Origin of the sequence: Sulfitobacter sp. EE-36 (genome assembly GCF_000152605.1) — a bacterium.
Classification (GTDB): domain Bacteria; phylum Pseudomonadota; class Alphaproteobacteria; order Rhodobacterales; family Rhodobacteraceae; genus Sulfitobacter; species Sulfitobacter pontiacus.
Genome location: NZ_CH959310.1, coordinates 1,793,590 through 1,814,358 on the forward strand (window position 1 = coordinate 1,793,590; position 20,769 = coordinate 1,814,358).

Below are 20,769 nucleotides of genomic sequence, written 5' to 3' on the forward strand. Positions count from 1 at the left end.
CGAAAGTGTCAGATCGGTAGCTATGATACCAAATATGCACTCCGATCCCGATATATTGCGTGTGGGCCATTTGCTGGCGGACGCCGCCCGTGCCGCGATACTTCCCCATTTTCGTCAAGCAGATCTGATTGCGGACAACAAATTCCAGTCGGGCTATGATCCCGTTACTGAAGCCGATCGTGCGGCCGAACGGGCCATGCGCGATATCTTGGCACGCAAACGCCCCAACGACGCCATCCTGGGCGAAGAATATGGTATCGCGGAAGGGACCTCCGGGCTCACCTGGGTTTTGGACCCCATTGACGGCACGCGGGGTTTTGTCTCCGGCACGCCGACCTGGGGCGTGTTGATCGCGGTCAGCAATGCGGATGGGCCGTTTTTTGGGATCATCGACCAGCCCTATATTCGCGAGCGTTTTGTTGGGCATAGCGGCCAAGCAGAGGTGTCGGGCCCGTCTGGCGTTCATCCGCTGCGGACGCGTGGGGCGCGTGCACTGTCACAGGCGACCGTTTTCACTACTTTCCCGGAGGTCGGGACGACATCCGAAGGGGCCGCCTTTGCCGAGGTGGCGCGACATGCGCGTTTGGCGCGTTTTGGGATGGATTGCTATGCTTATGCTTTGGTGGCCTCGGGGCAGGTCGATCTGGTCATCGAAGCGGGCCTGCAACCCTATGACATTCAAGCACCAATCGCCCTTGTCCAGGCCGCCGGTGGCATCGTTACCGACTGGGATGGCGGCCCCGCCCATCATGGGGGACGCGCTATCGCGGCAGCCAATGCCGATATTCACGCCGAAGCTTTAGAGTTTGTTAGGAATTGTCCGATATGACCGAACTGCTGATACGCAACGCTGATTGTCTTTTGACGATGGATGAGACGCGGCGCGAATTGGTATCGGCTGATGTTTTGCTGCGCGATGGGGTTGTCGTGGCGGTGGGACAAAACCTGACAACTGAAGGGGAGGTGATAGAAGCATCAGGGTGCGTTGTGACGCCAGGGTTGGTGAACACCCATCACCACCTTTATCAGAGTCTGACGCGGGCGGTGCCGGGGGGGCAGGACGCGCTGCTGTTTGGCTGGCTTAAAACGCTTTATCCGATCTGGGCGCGGTTTACGCCGGATCACATGTATGTCTCGGCTCAGGTGGGGTTGGCAGAGCTTGCCTTGTCCGGCTGCACCTTAAGCTCGGACCACCTGTATATGTATCCGAACGGCAGCCGGTTGGAGGATACAATACACGCCGCGGCAGAGATCGGGATGCGGTTTCAGCCCACGCGCGGCGCGATGAGCATCGGGGAAAGCGACGGTGGGTTGCCACCTGATGCTTTGGTGGAACGCGAGGCTGCGATACTGGAAGATTGCATTCGTGTGATCGACGGTTTTCATGATCCATCGGCCTCTTCCATGTGTCGGGTTGGGATCGCGCCCTGTTCGCCCTTCTCGGTAAGTCGGGACCTGATGCGGGACGCAGCGCTGTTGGCGCGGGACAAAGGCGTGATGCTGCATACGCATCTTGCCGAGAACGACGAGGATATCGCCTATTCATTGGCGCAATTCGGCTGTCGTCCGGGTCAATATGCGCAGGATCTGGGCTGGGTCGGGCCCGATGTCTGGCATGCCCATTGCGTGAAGCTCGACCCGAGCGAGATCGCGTTATTCGCGCAGACCAAGACTGGCGTTGCACATTGCCCCTGTTCGAATTGCCGCTTGGGCTCGGGGATCGCGCCCCTTCGTGCGATGCGAGATGCCGGGGTTCCCGTGGGGCTAGGGGTCGATGGATCTGCAAGCAATGACGCCGGTAATCTTGTCGCAGAGGCACGGCAGGCGATGCTTTTGCAGCGCGTTGCTGGCGGGGCGGATGCGATGAGCGCACGCGAAGCGCTCGAGATTGCCACGCGCGGCGGTGCAGACATCCTGGGCCGCCCCGAATGCGGGCGGATCGAGGTGGGCGCGCGTGCAGACATCGCCATCTGGGACGTGAGCGGGATTGAAAGCGCCGGGAGCTGGGATCCTGCGGCACTGTTGCTTGCGGGGCCGACAACGGTCCGCGATTTGCTTGTTGAAGGGCGCAGCGTCGTGCGGGACGGGCAGGTCGTGACCATAGATTTACCCGCGCAGATCGCGCAGCAAAACAAGCTCGCGCGGGCGTTGCGGGACGCGATATAAACAAGCGTGCCTCGGTCTTGGGAGGAAGTAGAGACGCAGGTAGCGCGAAAGCGGGGGGAGTTGACGGTATGAATATTCTGCGAAGGCTGGCTTTGGCCGTGGCTCTGTTGATTGCCGCGATATCGCCTTTGCGCGCTGACCCACAGGCGGTTCAGATGTTGAATGCCATGCGCGCGCAGCAGGGGGTGGCCCCGCTGTCCTATGCACCGCGGCTAGAGGCCGCCGCACGGGCACATGCGCTGGACATGGCGCGGCACGGATATTTCGCGCACACGGGGCGCGATGGGTCTGGTGTCGGCGATCGGGTGCGGGCGCAGGGCTATCGCTGGTGCTATGTGGCCGAGAATCTTGCCAAGGGGCAGGGGGATCTGACGCAGGTCATGCGGGGATGGGCGCAATCGGCGCCGCATTACCGCAATATGATGAGCCGGAATGCCACGGGTTTTGGCCTGTTTCAGGGGCCGGACCGGATTTGGGCAATGGTTCTGGCCGCACCCTGTTAGGATGGGCCCGAAGCCGTGCCGCAAGGCGCGCCTGCGGGACGCGCCGCGGGGAGTTTAAAGGCAAAATGAAGGAGGCTGGCGTCAGCCTCGGCGCACCCCGTTGACCCAGACGTCGCTGATGGCGCGGTCATCGCCCATCATGATTGTGGCGAAAAGCTGATCCCATATGCTGTGCGCATTGTCGCTGCGCTGCTTGATCGCGGGGGTGGAGGCGAGGTCGAGCACGGTGATGTCGGCCTCGAAGCCTTCGGCGAGTGTGCCGATCTTTTCGTGCAGATGCAGGCTGCGGGCAGAGCCGGCGGTGGCAAGCCACATCAACTGCGCTGCATGGGTGGGGGTGCCGCGCAGCTGGCCGATCTCATAGGCCGCAGCCATTGTGCGCAGCATCGAGAAGGACGACCCGCCGCCGGTGTCCGTGGCCAAGCCGATCGGTATCCGCTGCGCGGCGATATGCGCCATGTCGAACAGTCCCGATCCGATGAAGGTGTTCGAGGTCGGACAATGCACCACCGATGCGCCGCTGTCGGCAAGGCGGTCGATCTCGCGCGGGGTCAGGTGGATGGCATGGCCAAAGACGGCGCGATCACGCACCAGCCCGTGTTCCTCGTAGGTGTCCAGATAATCGCGGGCGTGGGGCACAAGGTCTTGGACCCAAGCGATCTCGTCGATCTGTTCGCTCAGGTGGGTCTGCATCAGGCAGTCGGGGCGCTCAGTCCAGAGCGCACCCAATGCCGCGAGTTGTTCCGGCGTCGAGGTCGGGGTGAAACGGGGCGTAATCGCATAGCTGGCGCGGCCTTTGCCGTGCCAGCGGTCGATCAGCATCTTGCTGTCGTCATAGGCCGATTGCGCCGTATCGCGCAGCCCGTCGGGGGCGTTGCGGTCCATACAGGTCTTGCCCGCCACGATCCGCTGACCACGCTCTGCTGCCGCGTCGAATATCGCGTCGACGCTGGTGGGGGCGATGGTGGCGAAAGAGCAGACAGTGGTCGTGCCGTTGGCCAGCGTCAGATCCAGATAGCGCCCGGCGATGTCGCGGGCATAGGCGGGGTCTGACAGGCGCATTTCCTCGGGGAAGGTATAGCTGTTGAGCCAGTCAATCAGCCGTTTGCCCCAGCTCGCGATGATGGCGGTCTGCGGATAATGCACATGGGCGTCCACAAACCCCGGGCAGATCAGCCGGTCGCCATAGTCCTGCACCCTTGCCTGCGGGTGCGCCTTGCGCAGGTCGTCGGCGCGGCCCACGGCCTTGATCTGCGCGCCTTCAATCAGCACGCCACCGTCGCTGTCGATATGAACCGTCTCCTCCCACGGGTCAGAGAGGGGATTGCCCGTAAACCGGAGCGTTTGGCCGAGGAGGAGTGTTTGTGTTTTCATGCCGCCTGTCTAACCGCAGCCCGCCGTGCCGACAATCCGATAGCGCAGGGTTCCGCGCCATTGTATCCGCGCTGTGGCACGCTTATGGTCTGCGCAAAATCGCAAGTGGGGGCAGCCATGGTTGACGACGCACAGGAACTTGAACTCTCCCCCGACGCCGAGGATGAAGGCGAGGCATATCGGCTGAACAAAAAGGCCGTGGCGTCCATTCTTTATGCGGTGGAAATCGATGACGCCGCCAAGCTGACAGAACTGATGGAGCCGCTGCACGCGGCCGACATCGCCGACCTTCTGGAACAGATCAGCGCCTTTGAACGGACCAAGCTGATCCGGCTGTATGACCGCGAGTTCGATGGCGAGATTCTGTCGGAGCTCGACGAATCGATCCGCGAGGAAGTCGTTGCGATTCTGACGCCCGAGGTATTGTCGGACGCCGTGCGCGACATGGACAGCGATGATGTTGTCGATCTGATCGAAGACCTTGAGGATGCGCAGGCCGAGACCATTCTGGGGGCGCTGGAAGATGCGGACCGGGTCGCTGTCGAACAGGCGCTGACCTATCCCGAATATTCCGCTGGTCGTTTGATGCAGCGCGAAGTTGTCATGGCCCCCGAACACTGGACCGTGGGCGAGGCGATCGATCACCTGCGCGCCACGCCCGAGGAAGACCTGCCGGACCAGTTCTATCACATCGTCATGGTCGATCCGCGGTTACACCCTGTGGGCAATGTCACCCTTGGCAAGCTGATGCGGTCCAAACGCGCCACCCCCATGCGCGACATTCTGGAGGATACGTTTCAGGTCATTCCCGCCCTGCGAGACGAGGGCGATGTCGCCTATGCGTTCAACCAGTATCACCTGATCTCTGCGCCCGTTGTCGATGACGAGGGGCGTTTGATCGGGGTGATCACCATTGATGACGCCATGTCGGTGCTGGACGAGGAACACGAAGAAGACATCCTGCGTCTGGCCGGTGTGGGCGAAGGGTCGCTGTCTGACCGTGTGATCGAGACGACCAAGCAGCGGTTGCCCTGGCTGGCGGTGAACCTGGTGACGGCCATCGCGGCCTCTATGGTGATTTCGCAGTTCGAGGCGGCGATCGCGCAGATCGTGGCGTTGGCGGTGTTGATGCCCATTGTGGCCTCAATGGGGGGGAATGCCGGGACGCAAAGTCTGACCGTGGCCGTGCGCGCCATCGCGACCCGGGATTTGACCGGATCGAACGTCTGGCGCGTGATCCGGCGTGAATGTCTTGTGGGGCTGGTGAATGGCCTGATTTTCGCGATCATCATGGGGATCGTCGGGATCCTGTGGTTCGGGTCACCCGCGCTTGGCTATGTGATCGCGACGGCGATGGTGATCAATATGGTCGTGGCGGGGCTTGCGGGGACGGGCATCCCGATCCTGCTGGAACGTTTCGGCGTGGATCCGGCCCTTGCCTCTGGTGCTTTTGTGACGACGGTGACGGATGTCGTGGGCTTCTTCGCCTTTCTGGGGCTGGCGGCGGCGGTCTTGCTGTGATGGATATGGCAGCGGTCAAGGCGGCAGCGCGCAAGGCGGCCTTCGCCCGTCGCAAGCCGCTGTTTGATGGTGCCAACGCCGCGCAAGCCGGCTATCTGAGCGAAGTGCTCGCGGGGTATCGCGGCGTCCCGCTGTCCGGTTTTCTACCCATACGCACAGAGATTGACCCGCGCCCCGCCATGGCCGAGGCGGCGGCCCATGGCCCCGTGGGCGTGCCGGTGATCATGGGCGCGGCGCAGCCCTTGCGGTTTTCGCGCTGGACCCCGGATACCCCTTTGGTGGACGGTGCCTTTGGCGCTCAGATCCCCGCTGTCGAGGATGTCTTTGACCCTGAAATCGTGATCGTGCCCCTGCTGGCGTTCAACCGCACTGGCGGGCGACTGGGGTATGGCGGCGGGTTTTATGACCGCACCCTGGAACAGTTGCGTGCGCGGCGGGCGACCTTGGCGATCGGTTTTGCCTTTGCGGGGCAAGAGGTTGACGATCTGCCGCTTGAACCCACCGACCAGCCGCTTGATCTGATCGTGACAGAGACGGGCGTGATCGAGATCGCCTAGGCGCGCCCGCACCCCGCGCGCAAAAACCGCAGCTCCGCCCCTTGCCCTCGGGCGCTGCGCAGCCTAACGCTTGGGGCATGAAAATACTCTTCCTCGGCGATGTCATGGGCCGCGCGGGCCGCCGCGCAATCAGCGAAAACCTTCCCCGTTTGCGGACGGAATGGAAACTGGATTTTGTGGTGGTGAACGGTGAAAACGCCACCTCTGGCATGGGGCTGTCTGGCAGCCACGCCAAAACGCTGCTGGACGCAGGGGCCGATTGTTTGACCTTGGGTGACCACGCCTTTGACCAAAAAGACATGCTGAGCTTTATCGAGCAGGAGCCGCGTGTCATCCGGCCGCTGAATTTTTCGAAAAACGCACCGGGCAAGGGCGCGCGCCTGTTCGCCGCCAAGAACGGGCGCAAGGTGCTGGTCACCCAGGCGCTTGGTCAGGTCTTCATGAAACGCCCCTTTGACGATCCGTTCTCGGCGCTTGAACCCGTGCTCAAGACCCACCCTCTGGGCGGCATGGCATCGGCGGTGATTGTGGATATGCACTGCGAGGCGACTTCGGAAAAGATGGCGATGGGGCATTGGTGTGATGGCCGCGCCAGCCTTGTTGTGGGCACGCATACCCATGTGCCGACGTCTGACGCGATGATCCTGCCGGGCGGGACGGCCTATCTGACAGATGCAGGAATGAGCGGCGATTACCATTCGGTGATTGGCATGGAGAAAACAGAGCCTTTGCGCCGCTTCATTACCGGCATGCCCAAAGACCGCTTCACCCCCGCCAACGAAGAAGCGACCCTATCCGGCGTCTATATCGAAACCGACGACCGCACCGGCAAAGCGACCCGTATCGTGCCCGTGCGTCAGGGCGGCAAGCTGCAGCAAAGCGCGCCCTGACCGCGTTGCGGCTGGCACGCTCTAGACCCGTATCCGGAATAGCGCAGGGCAGGCGCATCTGACGCTTGCCCCAAGGCGACGCTTGCCGTGGACGTTGCAATCAACGACACTGCAGTTTGATTTTCATCTGCCCAAGGCCGGATATACCTGAATGGACTTTCTAAACCTGTCGGATAGCACCTCTGCCATCCTGGCATTGACCGTCGTTGTGATCATGTTCGTCATGTTCCTGCGCGAATCCCTCCCGACCGAGGTCGTGGCGCTATCGGGGGCGGCCATCATGCTGGCGCTTGGCATCTTGCCCTATGACGATGCGCAGGCGGTGCTGCAGAACTCTGCCCCCTGGACCATTGCCGCGATGTTCATCGTGATGGGCGCGCTGGTGCGCACGGGCGCGCTGGATGTGCTGACGCGCATGGCTGAACGCTATGCCAAGACGCATCCGAAAACGGCGGTGGTGGGCGTGATCGTGGCGGTCATGGCGGCCTCGGCGGTGATGAACAACACGCCTGTGGTGGTGGTGATGATTCCGGTCGTGGTGCAGCTCAGCCAGACGCTTGGCACCAAAGCCTCCAAACTGCTGATCCCGCTGAGCTATGCGGCGATCATGGGCGGCTCCCTGACGCTGATCGGGACCTCGACCAACCTTCTGGTGGACGGTGTCGCACGGTCGCAGGGGCTGGAGCCGTTTGGCATTTTCGAAATCCTGCCCATCGGTCTGGTCGTCTGCGCCTGGGGCCTGATCTATATGGCCGTCTTCGCCCCCAAACTACTGCCCGCGCGCGACAGTATGGCGAATATGCTGTCGGACCGCTCCAAGATGAAGTTCTTCACCGAAGCCGTGATCCCGCCCGACTCCAACCTGATCGGGCGCGAGGTGCTTGACGTGCAGCTGTTCAAACGCGAAGGCGTGCGGCTGATCGACGTGGTGCGCGGCGATCAGTCGTTGCGCCGCGATCTGGCCGGTGTCGAACTGCGGGTCGGTGACCGTGTGGTGCTACGCACCCAGATGACAGAGCTGCTCAGCCTTCAGGCCAATAAAGAGCTCAAGCGCGTCGATCAGGTCTCGGCGGTGGAAACCTCGACCGTAGAGGTGCTGATCACGCCGGGCTGCAAGATGGTGGGCCGCACCCTCGGCGCGCTGCGTCTGCGGCGGCGCTATGGGGTGTACCCTTTGGCGGTACACCGGCGGAACCAGAACATCGGTCGCCAGCTTGACGACCTCATCGTCAAGGTCGGTGACACGCTGCTGCTTGAAGGCGCGATGGAGGATATCCAGCGCCTTGCCTCGGATATGGATATGGTCGACGTCTCGCAGCCGTCGGCACGGGCCTTCCGGCGGGGGCATGCCCCGATCGCCATCGCGGCGCTGGTGGGAATCGTGGTCTTGGCCGCGCTGAACGTCGCGCCGATCTTGCTGCTGGCGGTGCTGGCCGTGGCGTTGGTCCTGGTCACGGGCTGTATCGACGCGGAAGAGGCCTTCAGCTTTGTCGATGGCCGTCTGCTGGCGTTGATCTTCTCGATGCTTGCGGTCGGGGCAGGGTTACAAAACTCCGGCGCGATCAGCCTGATCGTTGACAATATCGCACCCTTCCTCGGCACGCTGTCGCCTTTCTATGTGATCTTCGCGGTGTTCCTGCTGACCACAACCCTGACAGAGATCGTGTCGAACAACGCGGTGGCGGTAATCATGACACCGATTGCCATCAGCCTGGGGTCCGCACTTGGCATGGACCCGCGCCCCTTGGTCGTGGCGGTGATGATCGCGGCGTCTTGCGCCTTTGCCACCCCCATCGGCTATCAGACCAATACGCTGGTCTATGGGCCGGGCGGCTACCGTTTCACCGACTTCATGCGCATTGGCATTCCGCTCAACCTGTCGATGTCGCTGCTCGTCTCCATGATGATCCCGCTCTTCTGGTAGCACTGTTCCCGCGCTTCCAAATGGCAAAAATCCCGGGGGTCCGGGGGCTGGCCCCCGGCTCTTTCACTTGGCTCTGCCTCTAAAGCGGCCAGAAGACCAGAATAGCCGGAATGGACACCGCGACGACGATGATCTCAAGCGGCAGGCCCATGCGCCAGTAATCGCCAAAGCTATAGCCCCCGGGACCAAGGATCAGCGTGTTGTTCTTATGCCCAATGGGCGTCAGGAACGCGCTCGATGCGGCGACGGCGACCGCCATCAGGAACGGGTCGGGCGAGACATCAAGGCTTGCCGCCATCTGGATGCCCACGGGGGCGGCGACGATGGTGGTGGCGGTGTTGTTCAGCACATCCGACAGGGTCATGGTGACCAGCATCAGCACCGTCAGCACCACCCATGCGGGCAGCCCTCGGGTCAATCCGACAAGCGCGCCGGCAATCAGCTCCGTCCCGCCAGAGCTTTCGAGCGCCGCCCCCAGCGGGATCATAGACCCCAGCAAGACGACGACCGGCCATTCGATATGGGTGTACAGCTCCGACAGCGGGACGATCCGCGCCAGCACATAGGCGATGACGACCAGCCCCAGGGCGACGGGCAGGTAGATCAACCCAAAGCTCGCCGCCGTGACCGCGCCGCCAAACAGACCGATGGCCAGCCAGACTTTGTGGTTTTCGGTCACCGCCAACCCGCGGTCAGCAAGAGGCAGCACGCCCAGCCATTCGACCACATGGGACGCGGTATCGCGCGGCACGAGCAGCAGCAGAATATCCCCCACCTGCAGCTCGGTCTTGCGCAGTTGCGAGGTAATGCGTTTGCCGCGCCGCGATACCCCCAGCAGCACGGAGCGCTGCCGCCACGACAGGCCAACCGCCTGAGCCGACCGGCCGTTCAGGCGGGAATCGCTGGTGACCACGACCTCGATGATCTCGACCCCTTCGCCATCGGCGCGCAGGCGGTCTTCGCGGTCGGCGTCGGCGACATGCAGGTCCAGCGTGCTGCGGAATTCGTCCAGCGCATCGGGGGTCGCCTCAAGCACCAGCGCGTCGCCCGCGCGCAGGGGCAGGTTGCGTGACTGGCCATAGCGACGCTTGCCGTCCCGGATCACCCCCAGCATGGCGACATCGGCCTTCTCGGCTGCGTCCTGAAGCTCTGCCAGACGTTTACCGATCTGGGCATTGCCTTCGGGGATCGTCAGCTCTGCCAGATAGGGGGACAGGTCTTCGGGGCCCAGCACGTTGTTCTCGCGCTGCGGGATAAAGCGCCAGCCGATCAGCGCGACAAAGGCCAGCCCCGCCGCCGCTGCAATCCCGCCGACAGGGGCGAAATCGAACATGCGAAACGGTTCGCCAAGGGATTCCTGTCGGATCGAGGCGATGATGATATTGGGCGGCGTCCCGATCAGCGTCGCCATGCCGCCAAGGATCGTGGCAAAGCTCAGCGGCATCAGGCTCAACCCCGGGGACCGACCGGCTTTGCGGGCGGTCTGGATGTCGACCGGCATCAGCAGCGCGAGGGCTGCGACGTTGTTCATGAAGGCTGACAGCACCCCGCCGATGACCCCCATCAGCGTGATATGCCCGCCAAGGCTGCGCGAGGCATCGACCAGGGTGCGGGTGATCAGCAACACCGCGCCAGACCGCGTCAGCCCCGCCGATACGATCAGCACCAGCGCGACCACCAGCGTCGCAGGGTGACCAAAGCCGGCAAAGGCGTCCTTGCTGTCGACGACCCCCAGCACCACGGCAACCATCAGCGCGGCAAAGGCGACAAGGTCATAGCGGAACCGCCCCCACAAGAGCATGCCGAACACGGCGGCAAACAGGGTGAACAGGATGATTTGATCGGTGGTCATGTGGGCGTACCTTGCGTGAACTGCGACCAAAGCCCTAGCAGCCGCCCGCGCGCCTGTCTGCCCCAAACCCGGCCATACCGCCCGCGTGCGCGGTGGCTTGTTCAGGCGCGTGGGGTGCCGTATAGAGAGCCAACCGAGAATTTTAGCATGTGAGGTCACCATGGCAGGTCACTCAAAATGGGCAAATATCCAGCACCGTAAGGGCCGTCAGGACAAACTGCGCGCCAAGGTGTTTTCCAAGCTCTCCAAAGAAATCACCATCGCGGCGAAGATGGGCGAACCCGATCCGGACAAGAACCCGCGTCTGCGTCTGGCGGTGAAAGAGGCCAAGGGCCAGTCCATGCCCAAGGACAACATCGAACGCGCGATCAAGAAAGCCGTCGGCGGCGAGGGCGAGGATTACGAAGAAATCCGCTATGAAGGCTACGGCCCCAATGGTGTTGCCGTCATCGTCGAGGCGATGACCGACAACCGCAACCGCACCGCATCGACCGTGCGGTCCACCTTCACCAAGAACGGCGGCAATCTGGGCGAGACAGGCAGCGTCGGCTTCATGTTCGACCGCAAGGGCGAAATCACCTATCCCGCCAGCGTTGGCGATGCCGACACCGTGATGATGGCCGCCATCGAAGCGGGCGCGGAAGACGTCGAAAGCTCGGATGACGGGCATGTGATCTGGTGCATGGATACCGACCTGAACGATGTCAGCACCGCGCTGGAGGCCGAGTTGGGCGAATCCGACAGCACCAAGCTGGTCTGGCGTCCGACCACCACGACCGAAATGGATCTGGAAGGGATGGAAAAGCTGATGAAGCTGATCGACGCCCTGGAAGACGACGACGACGTGCAGCGGGTCACCGCGAACTTCGAAGCCTCTGACGAGGTGATGGAGCAGCTGTAACATTTACGCCCCGCCTTTGACCCATGTCGCGGCGGGGCTTTGCTTTGGCGGGGGGCGGGTGCGTCACGCGCCCGCGAGACACAAAAAAACCGCCCCTGGCTTAGCTGCGGGGCGGTTTTTTTGTGTCAGCGTTTGGGGCCGAATTTATCCCAAAAGGCGCGCCATGCGAAAAAGACCACCCCAGGCCGGTTTGGCCGTGGTGTCGCGCACGCGCTGCTGCGAAATAGAGGCGAGGACGCGTTTGACCTCGTTGAGGTGCCCCAAGGCCTTTGATCCGCCTGCGCTTGCCTGAACGCTCAGGATCTTGGACTGTGTGTGCAGGGCTGCTTCGATAAGCGCCAATTCATCTTGGCTGATTTCCAGCTTCTGTTTGTCGTCGAACATGACATTATTCCTTGGTTGTATGCGGGTCAGATAGGCGCTGTATCTGTGGTTCGCTAGTAGTAACGGGCCCAATCACGCAAATGTTTCGCGGCCGCAACAATAAAGTTGGGGTTGCAGGGGATGAAAATTTATTTTTGGGTGGGGTCCGGCGGTGCATCTTGCCCGAGACCGGCCCAGATTCCCGACGGAGCTTTTGACATATGACCGCCTTCTTTCCCGGCTTTGCCTTGGGCCTGACCTTGATTCTGGCTATCGGGACGCAGAACGCCTTTGTCTTGCGCCAAGGCTTGCGGTTGCAGCATGTCTTTTGGGTCTGCCTGACCTGCGCCTTGTCAGATGCGGTGCTGATCGCCGCAGGGGTGGCGGGGTTCGGTGCGCTGGCAACGGCGGTGCCGTGGTTCGAAACGCTGATGCGCTACGGCGGGGCGGCGTTCCTGATCTGGTACGGTTTCCAGAATGCGCGATCGGCTTGGCAGGGCGGCCATGCGCTCGCCGCTGACGGGGCCGCGCAAACCAGCCTGCGCCGCACGATCCTGACCCTGCTCGCGCTGACCTGGCTGAACCCGCATGTTTATCTTGATACCGTCGTGCTGCTGGGGTCCATCGCCGCGCAATATGAAAGCCGCCTTGCCTTCGGGGCAGGTGCGGTCACGGCGAGCTTTGTTTTCTTTTTCAGCCTGGGCTATGGCGCGCGCCTGTTGGGGCCGTTTTTCAGCAAGCCGCGCAGCTGGCAAATTCTGGATGGTGTGATCGCGCTGACCATGTGGGCGATTGCTTTGAAACTTCTGCTGATGTGACCTTGCCCTTGGGGAAGGGTTGGGGAATGTTGCGCCCATGACAACTGCACATCCCCAACGCCCCGTCACCGGTATCTTCTGGATGGTCGTGACCGGCCTGTGTTTCATTTGCGTGACCGCTTTGGTCAAACATATGGGCCCGCGCCTGCCGTCCTCCGAAGCTGCTTTTATCCGTTATGGCTTTGGCTTGGTGTTCCTGCTGCCCGCGATTGGCGCGCTGCGCGAGGCGAAGCTGTCGCGCCGCCAATGGGCGCTTTTTTCGGTACGCGGCGGGCTGCATGGGGTGGGCGTTATCCTGTGGTTCTACGCCATGACCCGTATCTCTATCGCCGAGGTGACGGCGATGAACTATCTTGCGCCGATCTATGTCACCATCGGGGCCGCGCTGTTTCTGGGCGAGAGCTTGGCCCTGCGCCGGATCATTGCGGTCGTGCTGGGGCTGGTCGGGGCCGCGATCATCCTGCGACCCGGGTTTCGAGAGCTGACCGGCGGGCATTTCGCGATGCTGATCGCGGCGGTGGTGTTTGGCGGGGCCTATTTGCTGGCCAAAGTGCTTGCGGATGAGGTGCGCCCGTCGGTCGTCGTCGCGATGATGTCGCTGTTCGTGACGCTGTTTCTGGCTCCCTTCGCGCTTGCCAACTGGATCACCCCTACGTGGGAAGAGATCGGAATCCTCGCCGCTGTCGCCTGTTTTGCAACCGCAGGCCACTATACCATGACGCTGGCTTTTGCCGCAGCACCGCTGACGGTGACCCAGCCGGTGACCTTCCTGCAACTGGTTTGGGCCACGGCGCTAGGTGCTGTCGTTTTTGCTGAACCCATTGATATCTGGGTCGTTCTCGGCGGGGCGGTGATCCTTGGGTCGGTGACGTTTATCACATGGCGCGAGGCGATGCTGAAACGTCAGATTACCCCTGCCACGCCGGCGACGAAATTCTAGCGACACCGCCGGCTGGGATATGGCTAAACCCTGAGTTGATCCGCTCTCAGGTTTTTATTGACTTGTCAGTCAATGAACGTAGGTTTGATGGCCAGACGCTATCAAACCACTAAGGATTCTTTATGCCCAAAGTCGGAATGGAGCCTATTCGCCGCGACGCCTTGGTCAAAGCGACGATTGCTGAAATCGGTGCTGCCCAGTCACTGGATGTGACGGTCGGCCAGATCGCGCGCCGCGCGGGGATGTCCTCGGCGCTGGCGCATCACTATTTTGGCGGCAAGGATCAGATCTTTCTGGCGGCCATGCGCTATATCCTGACGGAATACAGCGCCGAGGTCCGCCGCGAGCTGCGTCTGAACAAATCCCCGCTGGGACGGGCCGAGGCGATCATCCGCGCGAGCTTTGACGAAAGCTATTTCGATCCGGCAACGGTCAGCGCCTGGATGACGCTCTATGCCTCCTCGCGGACCAATACCGAAACCTACCGTTTGCTGGTGGTGTATCAAAAGCGGCTGCGGTCGAACCTGACCTATGCGCTGCGCCCGATCTCGGATGATCCGGCAGGGGATGCCGATACGCTGGCCGCCCTGATCGACGGGCTTTACCTGCGTGCCGCCTTGTCGGACGAGGGCAGCGCCCGCGCCGCCAGTGACCGCGCCCTGTCGGTGCTTCATATGCTTGTGGAGACCAAAGAATGACCCAGCCCAATATCCTGATCCTGATGGTCGACCAGTTGAACGGCACGCTGTTTCCCGACGGCCCAGCTGACTGGCTGCATGCCCCGAACCTCAAAAAGCTGGCGGCGCGGTCGACGCGGTTCAAGAACGCCTATACCGCCAGCCCGCTGTGCGCGCCGGGGCGGGCGGCGTTCATGTCGGGGCAACTTCCATCGGCCACAGGGGTATATGACAACGCGGCAGAGTTCGCGTCGAGCGTGCCCACCTACGCCCACCATCTGCGGCGTGCGGGCTATCAGACCTGCCTGTCGGGCAAGATGCATTTCGTCGGCCCCGATCAGCTGCACGGGTTCGAGGAACGCCTGACCACCGATATCTACCCCGCCGATTTCGGCTGGACGCCGGACTATCGCAAGCCGGGGGAACGCATTGACTGGTGGTATCACAATATGGGGTCGGTGACCGGCGCAGGTGTGGCGGAAACCAGCAACCAGATGGAATATGACGACGCCGTGGCCTATGAGGCGACGCGCAAGATTTACGACCTGTCACGCGGTCTGGATCCGCGCCCGTGGTGTCTGACCGCCAGCTTTACGCACCCCCATGACCCCTATGTCGCGCGCAAGAAATACTGGGATCTGTACAACGATTGCGACCACCTGCTGCCCGAGGTGCCGGATCTGGGGTATGAAAATCAGGACAACCATTCGAAACGTATCTTTGACGCGAACGATTGGCGCAGTTTTGACATCACCGAACGCGACATCAAACGTTCGCGTCAGGCTTACTTTGCCAACATCAGCTATCTTGACGACAAGATCGGTGAGATCCTTCAAACGCTAGAGGACACGCGCCAAGAGGCGATCATCATCTTCTGCTCGGACCACGGCGATATGCTGGGCGAGCGGGGGCTCTGGTTCAAGATGAGCTTTTTCGAAGGGTCGTCCCGCGTCCCGATGATGATCGCCGCCCCGCAGATGGCACCCGGTTTGCAGACCACGCCGGTCAGCAATATCGACGTGTGCCCCACCGTCTGTGATCTGGCAGGCGTGTCTATGGACGAGGTGATGGAATGGACCACGGGGCAATCGCTGGTGCCCATGGGGCAGGGGGTGGAACGCACCGAACCCGTCGCCATGGAATACGCGGCAGAGGCGTCTTACGCGCCGATGGTGTCACTGCGTTACGGCAAGTGGAAGTTCAACCGCTGCGCGCTTGACCCGGACCAACTGTTCGATCTGGAAGCCGATCCGCACGAGCTGACCAACCTTGCCGAAGAACCTGCCCATCAGGGCACGCGGCTCACCCTGTCGGCCAAGGCCGACGCCCGCTGGGATCTGGCCGCCTTCGATGCCGATGTGCGCAAAAGCCAGGCCCGCCGCTGGGTCGTCTACGAGGCGCTGCGCAAGGGCGGGTACTATCCGTGGGATCACCAGCCGCTGCGCAATGCGTCAGAGCAGTACATGCGTAACCACATGGATCTGAACGTGCTGGAAGAAAACAAACGTTTTCCGCGCGGCGAATAGAACGACTGCCCAAGGGGTGCGGGCAACCAAACCAATAATGCACCCCCAACACGGAGGGACACAATGTTAACGACCATCATTTCGTTCGGGGTCATACTGGCTTTGGGCTTAACTATTTTTTGTACGATCAAGTGGTGGAACCTGCCGCTGACCGGCGTGACGCCGGTGCCGCTGTTCACCTTCATCGCGATCCTCTTCACGTCGGGGCTGGACGTGGGGCTGATCATGTTCCCGCTGGCCTTCGACTTTCCGCTTTATGCGGATACGGCGACCGAGCCGGCCTATGGGTTCACCAACCCGCTGGCGCTTGAATTCGGGTTCTGGGGCTTTCTGATCTGGACGTTCTACTTCCTGACGACCTTCTATTTCTGCGCCATCGAGCCGCGGGTGAAGTTCTTCGAGATCCCCGCGATCAAACTGCTGAACAACATCGTGATCATCACCACCTGCGCCTTCACCGGTGCGTTGTTCCTGATCTATATGCCCTATTACATCGCCGAGGTCGGCGACGGAGAGACGATCCTGCCGGTCTTCTACCTGATCTGCTTCCTCGTGATCCTGATTGCGGCCTTCAGCTCAACCGATCTGAAGTTCGTGCGTGTGCTGTCCGTCAGCTCGACCCTGCTGTTTCTGGCGCTGATCGCTTACATGTGGCTGAACGCCGGCATGGGATTGGGCGAATTTGCCTCCAGCGCCAGCAACCTTGGCGGCTATTTCGCGAATATCCACAAGTTCATCATCCCGCTGACGGATTACCACGAATTCTACCTGTTCTGGTGGTTCGCCTGGTCGATCATGATCGGGCAGTTCGTCAGCCGCTTTGTCGGCGGGCTGAAGACATGGCAACTACTGGCATCCTTGCTGGTATTCCCGTCGATCCCCTTGGGCTTGTGGTTCTCGGTGCTGTATTACTACCACCTGAACGGCATCGGCACCGCGGGCTTCCCGAATTGGGCCATGACCATCGTGGGCATCGTGTTCGTGATCAACTCTTTCGACAGTCTGATCCGGCTGTACACCGATAACCTCAACTTCACGACCGAACGCTTTGGCACGGTGTCTTACGTGCTGGCCAACGCCATCGGCCTGTTCGTGCTGACCCTGCTGTTCCAAAGCCAATGGCTGCAGATCCAGTGGGTCGGGACCATCGTGATCGGCATCTACCTGCTGGCGCTTGGCTATATGTTCTTTGTCAAACGCCGTCACCTGCACGGGCTGGATGGCAACGCAAATATCCCGGCCGAATAACCCTTAATCCTAAGCGGCCCCGCCATACGAGCGGGGCCCAACCGAAAAGAGAGACCTATGCAAACGCAACCCATCGCCAGCCATTTCATCAACGGCGAATATGTCGAAGATACCAACGGCACCCCGATCGAGGTGATCTATCCGGCCACGGGCGAGGTCATCGCGACCGTCTATGCCGCCACGCCGGAAATCGTCGAGAAAGCCATCACCGCCGCGCGGGACGCGCAGGCTGCTTGGGCCGCGATGACCGGCACCGAACGGGGCCGTATCCTGCGCCGCGCCGCTGACATCATGCGCGAACGCAACCACGATCTGTCGATCCTCGAGACGTATGACACCGGCAAACCCTATCAGGAAACCTCTGTCGCAGACGCCACCAGTGGTGCCGATGCGCTGGAATATTTCGGCGGTCTGGCGGCCTCGTTGACGGGGGAGCATATCCAGCTGGGCGAAGATTGGGTCTATACCCGCCGCGAACCGCTGGGGGTCTGTGTTGGCATCGGCGCATGGAACTATCCGACGCAGATCGCCTGCTGGAAAGGCGCACCGGCGCTGGCCTGTGGGAACTCGATCATCTTCAAACCGTCCGAGACGACGCCGCTTTGCGCGCTGAAAGTCGCGGAAATTCTGGTAGAGGCAGGGCTGCCCGCCGGTCTTTATAACGTTGTGCAAGGCATGGGCGAAGTGGGGGCCTCCCTTGTGACCGACCCGCGCGTCGATAAAGTCTCGCTCACCGGTTCTGTGCCCACGGGCCGCAAGGTCTATGCCGCGGCCGCCGAAGGCATCAAGCACGTCACGATGGAACTGGGCGGCAAGTCCCCCATGATCGTGTTCGAGGACGCCGATATCGAGAACGCCATCAGCGGCGCGATCTTGGGCAATTTCTACAGCTCGGGTCAGATCTGTTCAAACGGCACTCGCGTCTTCGTGCACCGCGACATCAAAGAGGCGTTCCTGAAACGCTTGGCCGAACGTCTGGACACCGCCGTGATCGGCGACCCGATGGACCCTGACACCAGCTTTGGCCCGATGGTATCGAAACGTCAGATGGAGATCGCGCTTGGCTATGTCGAAAAGGGCAAGGCCGAAGGCGCGCGTCTGGTCTATGGCGGGGCAGCAATCGACCGCGATGGCTTCTATATGCAGCCCACCGTCTTTGCCGATGTGACCGACGACATGTCCATCGCCCGCGAAGAGATTTTCGGGCCCGTCATGTCGGTGCTGGATTTTGAGACCGAGGCAGAGGTGATGGCCCGCGCCAATGCGACCGAATTCGGTCTCGCCGCCGGTGTGTTCACCAAAGACCTGTCCCGCGCGCACCGCGTCGCGGCGGGGTTCGAGGCGGGCACCTGCTATATCAACACCTATAACGACGCACCGGTCGAAGCTCCCTTTGGCGGCATGAAAAATTCGGGCGTGGGGCGCGAGAACTCCAAGGCGGCGATTGATCACTATAGCCAGTTGAAAACCGTCTATGTGCGCATGGGCGATATGGAGGCGCCTTTCTAGGGCGCTGATCCAACGCTGCGCTGACGCGTATGCGATAGATGGGCACGCATCCGGCCCAAGCTTTCCTTCGGCAACAAAGGGGGGGCTTGGGCAGGGCGTGCCGGAATATGCTGAGAGGTGCTTGAGGGATCGGTCTGATCCTCAAGTCACCTCGTCAATGTTGGGATGCGAGTCTTGCGCGCGCCAAGGACAATCCGCGCCGGGGGCGCGGGGCCTGCGGCCTCCTTGACCCGCGCAAGACTCACGGAAGGAAGGCGATAGGATGGAAGCTGAATTTATTATCGTAGGGGCGGGCAGCGCGGGCTGCGCGATGGCGTACCGCCTGGCCACGGCAGGGCGCAAGGTGATGGTGATCGAACATGGTGGCAGCGATGCGGGCCCGTTCATCCAGATGCCGGCGGCGCTGTCCTATCCGATGAACATGAAAACCTACGACTGGGGGTTCCAGTCCGAACCCGAACCGCATCTGAACAACCGTCGTCTGGCGACCCCGCGTGGCAAGGTGATTGGCGGATCGTCGTCGATCAACGGGATGGTCTATGTGCGCGGGCACGCGATGGACTATGACCACTGGGAAGAGCAGGGGGCCGACGGCTGGGGCTATGCCGATGTGCTGCCCTATTTCAAACGCATGGAAAGCTGGCACGATGGCGGCCACGGGGGCGACCCCGACTGGCGCGGCACTGACGGCCCGCTGCATGTCAGCCGTGGCCCCCGTGAAAACCCCTTGTTCGAAGCCTTTGTCGAGGCGGGCAAACAAGCGGGATACGAGGCGACCGACGATTATAACGGCGAAAAGCAGGAAGGCTTCGGCCCGATGGAGCAGACGGTCTGGAAGGGCCGTCGCTGGTCCGCAGCCAACGCCTATCTGCGGCCCGCGCAAAAGACCGGCAATGTCGAACTCGTCCGCGCCTTGGCGCAGCGCATTGTGATCGAAGACGGTCGTGCTATCGGGGTCGAGGTGCTGCGCGGTGGCAAGACCGAGGTGCTGCGTGCCAGCGGCGAGGTGATCGTCGCGGCGTCCTCCATCAACTCGCCCAAGCTGCTGATGTTGTCGGGCATCGGCCCTGCGGCCCATCTGGCAGAGCATGGTATCGACGTGGTCGCCGACCGCCCCGGTGTGGGGCAGAACCTGCAAGACCATCTTGAGCTGTATATCCAGATGGCCGCCAGCCAGCCGATTACGCTGTACAAGCACTGGAACATCTTTTCCAAGGCCGTGATCGGCGCGCAATGGCTGTTTACGAAAACCGGCATGGGCGCGTCGAACCAGTTTGAAAGCGCGGCTTTCATCCGGTCGAAGGCAGGGATTAAATACCCCGATATCCAGTATCACTTCCTGCCGATTGCCGTGCGCTATGACGGGCAGGCCGCCGCCGAAGGCCACGGGTTTCAGGCGCATGTGGGGCCGATGCGGTCGACCTCGCGCGGGTCTGTCACCCTGGCCTCGGGCAATCCGACCGACGCGCCGAAGATCTTTTTCAACTACATGTCGCAGGACAAGGATTGGGAGGAGTTCCGCACCTGTATTCGCCTCACCCGAGAGATATTTGCGCAGGACGCCTTCAAACCCTTCGTCAAACACGAGATCCAGCCGGGGGCCGATGTGCAAAGCGACGAGGAACTTGATGCCTTTATCCGAGAACATGCCGAAAGCGCCTATCACCCCTGTGGTACCTGCCGCATGGGCCGCGCCGATGACCCGCAGGCGGTGGTCGATCCGCAGGGCCGTGTAATCGGGGTAGAGGGGCTGCGCGTCGCCGACAGCTCGATCTTCCCGCGGATCACCAATGGCAACCTGAACGCCCCGTCCATCATGGTGGGCGAGAAAATCTCGGACCATGTGCTGGGGCTTGATCCATTGGCCGCGGCGAATGACGTGCCCTGGATCCACCCCGACTGGGAAACCGCGCAGCGCTAAGGCACTGCCCCCTCCCTTGGTCGAGAGGACACAAGTGTTAACGAAAGTTAACCTTGGTTAATATCTCTGGTTGATTGGG

The 20,769-nt window shown here is 61.8% G+C and carries 18 protein-coding genes; 15 read left to right on the forward strand and 3 right to left on the reverse strand.

Features of this window, described 5'->3' with window-relative positions; translation table 11 throughout:
* The first annotated feature begins 34 nt into the window (after positions 1-34).
* From hisN to EE36_RS11205, 3 genes are all read left to right on the forward strand, one after another.
* Positions 35-829 carry a histidinol-phosphatase gene (gene hisN / locus EE36_RS11195; RefSeq protein WP_005852288.1) on the forward strand — a complete coding sequence of 265 codons (795 nt, stop codon included), beginning with the start codon at positions 35-37 and terminating at the stop codon, positions 827-829.
* A complete protein-coding gene (locus tag EE36_RS11200; protein WP_005852290.1) occupies positions 826-2,166 on the forward strand; it encodes an 8-oxoguanine deaminase in 1,341 nt (446 codons plus the stop codon). Before hisN ends, EE36_RS11200 begins: the two co-directional genes overlap by 4 nt.
* A gap of 68 nt (positions 2,167-2,234) precedes the next feature.
* Positions 2,235-2,669 carry a CAP domain-containing protein gene (locus tag EE36_RS11205; protein WP_005852292.1) on the forward strand — a complete coding sequence of 145 codons (435 nt, stop codon included), beginning with the start codon at positions 2,235-2,237 and terminating at the stop codon, positions 2,667-2,669.
* An 81-nt stretch (positions 2,670-2,750) separates the two neighbouring features.
* On the opposite strand, the gene guaD is transcribed toward EE36_RS11205, so the two are convergent.
* The gene (guaD, locus tag EE36_RS11210) at positions 2,751-4,043 is read right to left on the reverse strand and encodes a guanine deaminase (RefSeq protein WP_005852294.1); all 1,293 of its coding nucleotides are present in this window, start codon (positions 4,041-4,043) and stop codon (positions 2,751-2,753) included.
* A 117-nt stretch (positions 4,044-4,160) separates the two neighbouring features.
* Here guaD and mgtE point away from each other — a divergent pair, with 117 nt between their 5' ends.
* The 4 genes from mgtE (at position 4,161) to EE36_RS11230 (ending at position 8,935) form a co-directional block, all read left to right on the forward strand.
* Positions 4,161-5,564: a magnesium transporter gene (mgtE, locus tag EE36_RS11215; protein ID WP_005852296.1), complete on the forward strand. Its 1,404-nt coding sequence runs from the start codon at positions 4,161-4,163 to the stop codon at positions 5,562-5,564.
* Positions 5,561-6,121 carry a 5-formyltetrahydrofolate cyclo-ligase gene (locus EE36_RS11220; RefSeq protein WP_039911806.1) on the forward strand — a complete coding sequence of 187 codons (561 nt, stop codon included), beginning with the start codon at positions 5,561-5,563 and terminating at the stop codon, positions 6,119-6,121. Before mgtE ends, EE36_RS11220 begins: the two co-directional genes overlap by 4 nt.
* Positions 6,122-6,198: 77 nt before the next feature.
* Positions 6,199-7,011: a TIGR00282 family metallophosphoesterase gene (locus EE36_RS11225; protein ID WP_039911808.1), complete on the forward strand. Its 813-nt coding sequence runs from the start codon at positions 6,199-6,201 to the stop codon at positions 7,009-7,011.
* Between the two features lie 151 nt (positions 7,012-7,162).
* Complete coding sequence (locus tag EE36_RS11230) at positions 7,163-8,935, forward strand: SLC13 family permease (RefSeq protein ID WP_005852301.1); 1,773 nt, start codon at positions 7,163-7,165, stop codon at positions 8,933-8,935.
* Between the two features lie 79 nt (positions 8,936-9,014).
* On the opposite strand, the gene EE36_RS11235 is transcribed toward EE36_RS11230, so the two are convergent.
* Entirely contained in the window at positions 9,015-10,787 is a 1,773-nt protein-coding gene (locus tag EE36_RS11235) for an SLC13 family permease (protein WP_005852302.1), read from the reverse strand.
* A gap of 160 nt (positions 10,788-10,947) precedes the next feature.
* Here EE36_RS11235 and EE36_RS11240 point away from each other — a divergent pair, with 160 nt between their 5' ends.
* Entirely contained in the window at positions 10,948-11,688 is a 741-nt protein-coding gene (locus EE36_RS11240) for a YebC/PmpR family DNA-binding transcriptional regulator (RefSeq protein ID WP_005852303.1), read from the forward strand.
* Positions 11,689-11,832: 144 nt separating this feature from the next.
* On the opposite strand, the gene EE36_RS11245 is transcribed toward EE36_RS11240, so the two are convergent.
* Positions 11,833-12,072, reverse strand: a complete 240-nt coding sequence (locus EE36_RS11245; RefSeq protein WP_005852304.1) for a hypothetical protein — start codon at positions 12,070-12,072, stop codon at positions 11,833-11,835.
* 200 nt (positions 12,073-12,272) lie between these two features.
* On the opposite strand from EE36_RS11245, the gene EE36_RS11250 reads away from it, so the two are divergent.
* The 7 genes from EE36_RS11250 (at position 12,273) to betA (ending at position 20,690) form a co-directional block, all read left to right on the forward strand.
* Positions 12,273-12,869, forward strand: coding sequence for a LysE/ArgO family amino acid transporter (locus EE36_RS11250; protein ID WP_005852305.1), 597 nt, complete (start codon positions 12,273-12,275; stop codon positions 12,867-12,869).
* 37 nt (positions 12,870-12,906) lie between these two features.
* A complete protein-coding gene (locus EE36_RS11255; RefSeq protein ID WP_005852306.1) occupies positions 12,907-13,809 on the forward strand; it encodes a DMT family transporter in 903 nt (300 codons plus the stop codon).
* A gap of 122 nt (positions 13,810-13,931) precedes the next feature.
* Positions 13,932-14,507, forward strand: a complete 576-nt coding sequence (gene betI / locus EE36_RS11260; RefSeq protein WP_037943764.1) for a transcriptional regulator BetI — start codon at positions 13,932-13,934, stop codon at positions 14,505-14,507.
* On the forward strand, positions 14,504-16,012 hold the full coding sequence (betC, locus tag EE36_RS11265; RefSeq protein WP_005852308.1) for a choline-sulfatase: 1,509 nt from the start codon (positions 14,504-14,506) through the stop codon (positions 16,010-16,012). The genes betI and betC overlap by 4 nt, the downstream gene beginning before the upstream one ends.
* Positions 16,013-16,075: 63 nt before the next feature.
* Complete coding sequence (locus EE36_RS11270; RefSeq protein WP_005852309.1) at positions 16,076-17,260, forward strand: choline transporter; 1,185 nt, start codon at positions 16,076-16,078, stop codon at positions 17,258-17,260.
* Between the two features lie 57 nt (positions 17,261-17,317).
* A complete protein-coding gene (gene betB / locus EE36_RS11275) occupies positions 17,318-18,769 on the forward strand; it encodes a betaine-aldehyde dehydrogenase (RefSeq protein WP_005852311.1) in 1,452 nt (483 codons plus the stop codon).
* Positions 18,770-19,031: 262 nt separating this feature from the next.
* Complete coding sequence (betA, locus tag EE36_RS11280) at positions 19,032-20,690, forward strand: choline dehydrogenase (RefSeq protein ID WP_005852312.1); 1,659 nt, start codon at positions 19,032-19,034, stop codon at positions 20,688-20,690.
* Positions 20,691-20,769: the final 79 nt, after the last annotated feature.